Annotated in this window: 7 protein-coding genes; 3 read left to right on the top strand and 4 right to left on the bottom strand. The window is 68.3% G+C overall.

Annotated elements, in window-relative coordinates:
• Positions 1–306: 306 nt before the first annotated feature.
• Positions 307–1290: an NAD(P)H-dependent flavin oxidoreductase gene (locus AX681_RS19030; protein WP_066665293.1), complete on the top strand. Its 984-nt coding sequence runs from the start codon at positions 307–309 to the stop codon at positions 1288–1290.
• Positions 1291–1427: 137 nt separating this feature from the next.
• Here AX681_RS19030 and def read toward each other — a convergent pair whose 3' ends face one another.
• Positions 1428–1955: a peptide deformylase gene (def, locus tag AX681_RS19035; protein ID WP_066665292.1), complete on the bottom strand. Its 528-nt coding sequence runs from the start codon at positions 1953–1955 to the stop codon at positions 1428–1430.
• A gap of 43 nt (positions 1956–1998) precedes the next feature.
• On the bottom strand, positions 1999–2595 hold the full coding sequence (recR, locus tag AX681_RS19040; protein ID WP_066665290.1) for a recombination mediator RecR: 597 nt from the start codon (positions 2593–2595) through the stop codon (positions 1999–2001).
• Positions 2596–2765: 170 nt separating this feature from the next.
• Here recR and fmt point away from each other — a divergent pair, with 170 nt between their 5' ends.
• Positions 2766–3728 (top strand): methionyl-tRNA formyltransferase, encoded by a 963-nt coding sequence (gene fmt, locus AX681_RS19045; RefSeq protein WP_066665288.1) that lies wholly within the window; start codon positions 2766–2768, stop codon positions 3726–3728.
• On the top strand, positions 3725–4471 hold the full coding sequence (truA, locus tag AX681_RS19050) for a tRNA pseudouridine(38-40) synthase TruA (RefSeq protein ID WP_066665286.1): 747 nt from the start codon (positions 3725–3727) through the stop codon (positions 4469–4471). The genes fmt and truA overlap by 4 nt, the downstream gene beginning before the upstream one ends.
• On the opposite strand, the gene AX681_RS19055 is transcribed toward truA, so the two are convergent.
• Both AX681_RS19055 and AX681_RS19060 read right to left on the bottom strand, forming a co-directional pair.
• Positions 4461–5657 carry a class I SAM-dependent RNA methyltransferase gene (locus AX681_RS19055; RefSeq protein WP_066665283.1) on the bottom strand — a complete coding sequence of 399 codons (1197 nt, stop codon included), beginning with the start codon at positions 5655–5657 and terminating at the stop codon, positions 4461–4463. The two genes, truA and AX681_RS19055, sit on opposite strands and share 11 nt — an antisense overlap.
• Positions 5654–6242 (bottom strand): NAD(P)H-hydrate dehydratase (locus AX681_RS19060; protein WP_082749628.1); only part of this gene is annotated, 589 nt, incomplete at its 5' end. The genes AX681_RS19060 and AX681_RS19055, both read right to left, overlap by 4 nt.

Below are 6242 nucleotides of genomic sequence, written 5' to 3' on the forward strand. Positions count from 1 at the left end.
GAGCAACCCCGCGCGATTCGCGAGGTCGATGCGACGACTCGCGCGGGGTTGCTCTACTCCGCACAGAATTATGCCGAGCGGCAGCGGCGGTTCCGGGCGGGGCTGCGGCGGGTGGACTAGCCCCCCTCGTCGTCCCGGGCTTGACCCGGGACCGGGCTTATTCTCCGACGTGCGCAAGGCAGCCCAGCCCCGGGTCAAACCGGGGCGACGAGGAGCAAGGTGCAGAGTTAGAATTTCCGGTACGCCAACCCTTGCCGTTTACGTAAAGCATCTGGACAGGCAATTCGGTTCGTCTATGAAACGGGTATGGCCCTGCCCGCTCTCTTCGATCGCCTGCGGCTGCCCGTCATCGGGTCCCCGCTCTTCATCGTCTCCGGTCCCGAACTGGTCATTGCCCAGTGCAAGGCGGGTATCGTCGGCTCGTTCCCCGCGCTCAACGCGCGGCCGCAGAGCCAGCTCGACGAATGGTTGCACCAGATCACCGAGGAGCTGGCCGCGTGGAACCGCGACAATCCGGATCGCCCGGCCGCGCCCTATGCGGTCAACCAGATCGTCCACCGCTCCAACGATCGGCTTGAGGCCGACCTGGCCACCTGCGCCAAGTGGCAGGTGCCGATCGTGATCACCTCATTGGGTGCGCAGGAGCAGCTCAATCAGGCGGTGCACAGCTGGGGTGGCATCGCGCTGCACGACGTCATCAACGACCGGTTCGCGCACAAGGCGATCGAGAAGGGTGCGGACGGCCTGATCCTGGTCTGCACCGGCGCGGGCGGCCATGCCGGACAGCTCAGCCCCTTCGCCTTCGTGCAGGAGACGCGCGCGTGGTTCGACGGGCCGATCGCACTGTCGGGATCGATCGCGAACGGCAATGCCATCCTCGCCGCGCAGGCGATGGGTGCGGACCTCGCCTATATCGGCTCCCCCTTCATCGCGACGGCGGAGGCCAATGCCGAGGCGGATTACAAGGCGGGCATCGTCGCGGGTGGCGCGTCCGATATTGTCTATACAAATCTGTTCACCGGTGTGCACGGCAATTACCTGCGCCAGTCGATCGAGGCAGCAGGGCTGGACCCCGACAATCTGCCCGAAAGCGATCCGAGCAAGATGAATTTCGGCTCCGGCGGAAATTCCAAGGCCAAGGCGTGGCGCGACATCTGGGGTTCGGGCCAGGGGATCGGCGCGGTGCGCGAGGTTCAACCGGTGGCGGCGTTCGTCGACCGGCTCGATGCGGAGTATCGCGCGGCCAAGGCGCGGATTGCGGGGCTGTCGGATGGCGGGTGGAGCGCCTGAAACCCGTCACCCCGGCCGTATGCCGGGGTCCACTTATCCACCAGCCCAGCGCTTGAGCCTCGTGCTTCGCGCTTGCCGCCCGGTGGACCCCGGCACAAGGCCGGGGTGACAACTGATTTAACGGATAAGCGGACGCATCAAGCGGCCAGACGGCGCGCCTTCTCCAGCTTCTTCATCAGCATCTGACGCTTGAGCCGCGAGAGGTGGTCGAGGAACACGATCCCCTCGAGATGGTCCATCTCATGCTGGATGCAAGTCGCGAGCAGCCCGGTGAACACCTCGTCATGCGCGTTGCCCTGTTCGTCCAGCCACTTGACACGGCAGGTTGCGGGGCGGTCGACATCGGCGAACTGGTCGGGGACCGACAGGCAGCCCTCGGTATAGGTGTTCATCTCCGCCGCGGGGTCGAGGATTACGGGGTTGATGAAGACGCGCGGGGCCTTGATCGGCTTGCCTTCCTCGTCTTCCTCCTCCTGCAAGTCCATCACGATCACACGCTTGGGCACGCCGACCTGAATCGCGGCGAGACCGATGCCGGGCGCATCGTACATGGTGTCGAACATGTCGGCGATCAGCGCGCGCAGTTCGTCGTCGACCTTCTCGACGGGGGTGGAGACGGTCTTGAGACGCGGATCGGGAACTTCAACAATCGGGAGAATAGCCATCGCGCCAATCTAATGATTGGGCGGTCAAGTCGCAAGATTTGGTTCAGGCGACCGGTCGCCGCGCGCGCAACGCCTGGGCCAGCGTGCCTTCATCCAGATAATCGAGCTCGCCGCCAACCGGCAGGCCGTGCGCGAGTTGGGTCAGGCGGATCGGATAGCTTTCCAGGCGTTCTGCGATGTAATGCGCGGTGGTCTGCCCCTCCAGCGTCGCGTTCATCGCCAGCACCACTTCATCCACCCCGCCCGCAGCGATGCGGGTGACGAGGCTGTCGATTGCGAGGTCTTCGGGCCGTACCCCGTCGAGCGCCGACAATTTGCCGCCGAGCACGTGAAATTTGCCGGGAAACAGGCGCGAGCGTTCCAGCGCCCACAGGTCCGCCACTTCCTCGACCACGCACAGCTGCCGCGTGTCGCGACGCGGGTCGGCGCAGATCGCGCACGGATCCGACGTGTCGACATTGCCGCAGATCGAGCACGTCGCGAGCCGCTCGCTCACCGCCTCCAGCGCGCGCAGCAGCGGGTCGAGCGCCGTCTCGCGCTTCTTGAGCAGATGCAGCACCGCGCGCCGCGCTGATCGCGGGCCAAGGCCGGGGAGGCGCGACAAGGCTTGGGTGAGGGTTTCGATCTCGGGCGATGCCATGCGCGGGAGATAGTCGAGACAGATCACGAGCGCCAGTCACCCTCACCCTTCCGGCGCTTCGCGCCTCCCTCCCTCTCCCATTGGGAGAGGGAAGGGGCCCGCGAGCGTAGCGAGTGGGAAGGGTGAGGGTGACTGGCGCAACGCGTCGAATTGGCGCTACAGGCGACCCCATGCGGATCATCTTCATGGGCACCCCCGAATTCGCGGTGTCGACGCTCAATGCGCTGGTCGAAGCAGGCCATGACGTCGTCGCGGCGTATAGCCAGCCGCCGCGCCCCGGCGGGCGGCGTGGCAAGGTGCTGACCCCCTCCCCCGTCCATGCCCGCGCGGAGGAGCTGGGGATCGCGGTGCGCACGCCTTTGTCGTTCAAGAAAGACCCCGAGGCGGTCGCCGCCTTTGCCGCGCTCAACGCCGATGTCGCGGTGGTCGCCGCCTATGGCCTGATCCTGCCAGTCAGCGTGCTGGAGGCCCCGCGCCTTGGCTGCCTCAACGTGCATGGCTCGCTGCTCCCCCGCTGGCGTGGCGCGGCGCCGGTGCAGCGCGCGATCCTGGCCGGGGACGTGGAGACTGGCGTCGGGATCATGCAGATGGAGGCCGGGCTCGACACCGGCCCGGTACGGCTGGAAGGGAGGACGCCGATCGACGGCAAGACTGCGGGCGAACTGACCGCAGAGCTGGCGGAGCTGGGTGCGCGGCTGATGGTGGAGGTGCTGAGCGATTTCGACGGACATCCGGCGGTGGCGCAGCCGGAAGAGGGCGTCACCTATGCCGCGAAGATCGACAAGGCCGAAACCCGCCTGAACTTTGACCAGCCGGCCGATGCGGTCGAGCGCCAGATCCGCGCCTTCAATCCGCCGGGGGCGTGGTTCGAGCATAACGGCGAACGCATCCGCGTGCTGGCTGCTGTCCGTCATCCCGGCGAAGGCCGGGATCGCGAGAGGGACGCGACGACCTCCGCCGCGGGCGGCCCCGGCCTTCGCCGGGGCGACGGCGTGGTGATCGATGATGCGCTGACCATCCAGTGTCGCGAAGACGCCATCCGCCCCACCCTCGTCCAGCGCGCCGGGCGTGGCGTCGTCACCACCCGCGAGCTGCTCAACGGCTTCCCGATTCCCCCCGGAACCCAGCTGTGACCCGTTTCGCGTTGACGATCGAATATGACGGCCGCCCCTTCATGGGCTGGCAATATCAGGATCACGGCCCCAGCGTGCAGGGCGCGATCGAGGATGCGCTGCACGGCATTACCGGCGAGGAAGCGCTGGTCCATGCCGCCGGGCGCACCGATGCCGGGGTCCATGCGCTCGGCATGCGCGCGCATACCGAGGTCGAGAAGGACATCGCCCCGTTCCGGCTGATGGAGGCGCTCAACGCGCATCTACGCGCGGTGCCGGTCGCGATCCTGGCGTGCGAGGTCGTCCCCGACGACTGGCACGCGCGCTTTTCCTGCATCGCGCGCCATTATGTCTATCGCATCGTCAGTCGCCGCGCGCCGCTGACCTTCGACAAGGGGCTGAAATGGCGCGTCCCCCACCCGCTCGACGCCGATGCGATGCACGATGCCGCGCAGATCCTGGTCGGCACGCACGACTTCACCACCTTTCGATCGGTCCATTGCCAGTCGGCCAGCCCGTTGAAGTCGCTCGACCGGCTCGATGTGGAGCGGACGGGCGACGAGATCGCAATCCACGCCTCGGCGCGCTCGTTCCTGCATCATCAGGTGCGGTCGATGGTCGGGTGCCTGTCGATGGTCGGCCGCGGCCAGTGGACCGCCGACGACCTCCGCGCCGCGCTCGAGGCAAAGGACCGCGCGCGCCTCGGCCTCAACGCGCCTTCGGACGGGCTGTATTTCGTGAAGGCCGACTACCCTAACGACTGAACCGCGCCGCAAGCTCCGCGTGCGTCGACCAGCGGAACTGGCCCACCGGCTGCACCCAGTCCAGGCGATAGCCGCCCTTCACCAGCGCCTCGGCATCGCGCGCGAAGGTTGCGGGGTTGCACGAGACATAGGCGATCACCGGCGCCTTGCTCGCCGCCAGCTCGACTGCTTGCTCTTTCGCCCCGGCGCGCGGGGGATCGAGGATCACCGCGTCAAACAGGTCGAGCTCCTTGGCGGTGAGCGGACGGCGGAACAGGTCGCGATGCTCGGCGAAGATCTGGCGCAGCGCCCGGCCCGCGGCGGCCTTGAGTGACAGGATCGCGTCGCGCGCGCCCTCGCCCGCATACACCTTGGCCTTGGAGTCCATGGCGAAGGTGAAGGTGCCGAGCCCGGCGAACAGGTCAGCGATCGTCTTAGCATCGCCCACGGCTTCGCGCACGGCTGCCACCAGCGCAGCCTCACCCTCGGGCGTGGCCTGCAGGAAGCTGGCGGGCGGGAACGGCACGGCGACGCCGCCGAAGCTGACGGTCACCGGATCGGGCTCCCAGCGCGCTTCCGGCCCCATTCCGTCATCGACGCTGAGCCGCCCGAGCGCGTGGCGCATCGCGAAGGCGGTCACCGCCTCGACCGCCTTGAGGCTGTCGGTCACCAGTCCCTCGACCAGCACGTCCGGCCCCTGATCGGTCAGCGCGAGGTGGACGTTGACGCGGCGGCTGGCCGGGAGGTGCGCCGCGAGCAACCCGCGCAGCGGCTGAAGCAACGCGAACAGCCAGGGATCGAGCACCTCGCATTGCTGCACGTCGATCAGCCGGTGGCTCGACTGTTCGGTAAAGCCCAGATGCACCTGCCGCCCGCGCCGTTCGGCGTGCAGCGTCGCGCGACGGCGGGTGCGCGGCGGCGACAGCAGGGGCGCGCGGATCTCTGCGGTCAGGCCGTGTTGCGCCAGCGCGCCCGCGATGCGCCCGGTCAGGAATTCGGCATAGGCGGTGTCGTCGAGATGCTGGAGCTGGCACCCGCCGCATTCGGGGAAGTGGCGGCACGGCGGGTCGACATGGCGCGGGCCATGCGCAACGCTGCCATCGGCGCGCAGCCGGTCGCCCGGCGCGGCCAGCGCCGCATGGCGCCCGTCCGCCGTCACCCCATCCCCGCGCGCGGCGACGCGCACGATCATCTCGTCATCACTCATCGTGCGCGCTCATAGGCGTACGGGAGCGCATCCGCCAGTTCGTCGGCGAGGAAACAGCGGTCGAGGGTGCGCGCCGCCTGCCCGTGCAGCCACACGCCGTTGCTGGCGGCGCGAAGTGGGTCCCAGCTGTCCTGCGCCAGCGTCGCGGCGATTGCCCCCGCCAGCACGTCGCCGGTCCCGGCGACGGAGAGCCACGGATTGCCCATCGGCGCGACATTCGCCCAGCCATCGGGTCGCGCGATCACCGTGTCCGCACCCTTGAACACCACTACCGCGCCCGAGCGCGCAGCAGCGTCCTGAGTCCGCTCGATCTTGCTGCCGCTCCCTGCGCCGAACAGCGCATCGAACTCGCCCACATGGGGGGTGAGCACGGTCGGGGCGGCGCGATTCCTGAGCGTGTTGAGGTCGAGCAGGTGGATTGCATCGCCGTCGATCACCAGCGGCCGGTCGCTCGCCAGCGCGGCGTCCAGCTTCTCCTGCGCGCGATCGTCACGCCCCAGCCCCGGACCGATCACCACTGCGCCGATGCGCGTGTCGTCGAGCGCATCCGCACGCCACCGCTGGCGGACAATCGCATGCGGCGGG

The sequence above is a fragment of the Sphingomonas sp. CCH9-E2 genome (genome assembly GCF_001557215.1).
GTDB lineage: Bacteria > Pseudomonadota > Alphaproteobacteria > Sphingomonadales > Sphingomonadaceae > Sphingomonas.

What these genes read in the sequence shown, in the direction of transcription:
- AX681_RS19030 (WP_066665293.1), top strand. Translation starts at nt 307, where the DNA reads ATGGCCCTGCCCGCTCTCTTCGATCGCCTGCGGCTGCCCGTCATCGGG.
- def (WP_066665292.1), bottom strand. Translation starts at nt 1,955, where the DNA reads ATGGCTATTCTCCCGATTGTTGAAGTTCCCGATCCGCGTCTCAAGACC.
- recR (WP_066665290.1), bottom strand. Translation starts at nt 2,595, where the DNA reads ATGGCATCGCCCGAGATCGAAACCCTCACCCAAGCCTTGTCGCGCCTC.
- fmt (WP_066665288.1), top strand. Translation starts at nt 2,766, where the DNA reads ATGCGGATCATCTTCATGGGCACCCCCGAATTCGCGGTGTCGACGCTC.
- AX681_RS19055 (WP_066665283.1), bottom strand. Translation starts at nt 5,657, where the DNA reads ATGAGTGATGACGAGATGATCGTGCGCGTCGCCGCGCGCGGGGATGGG.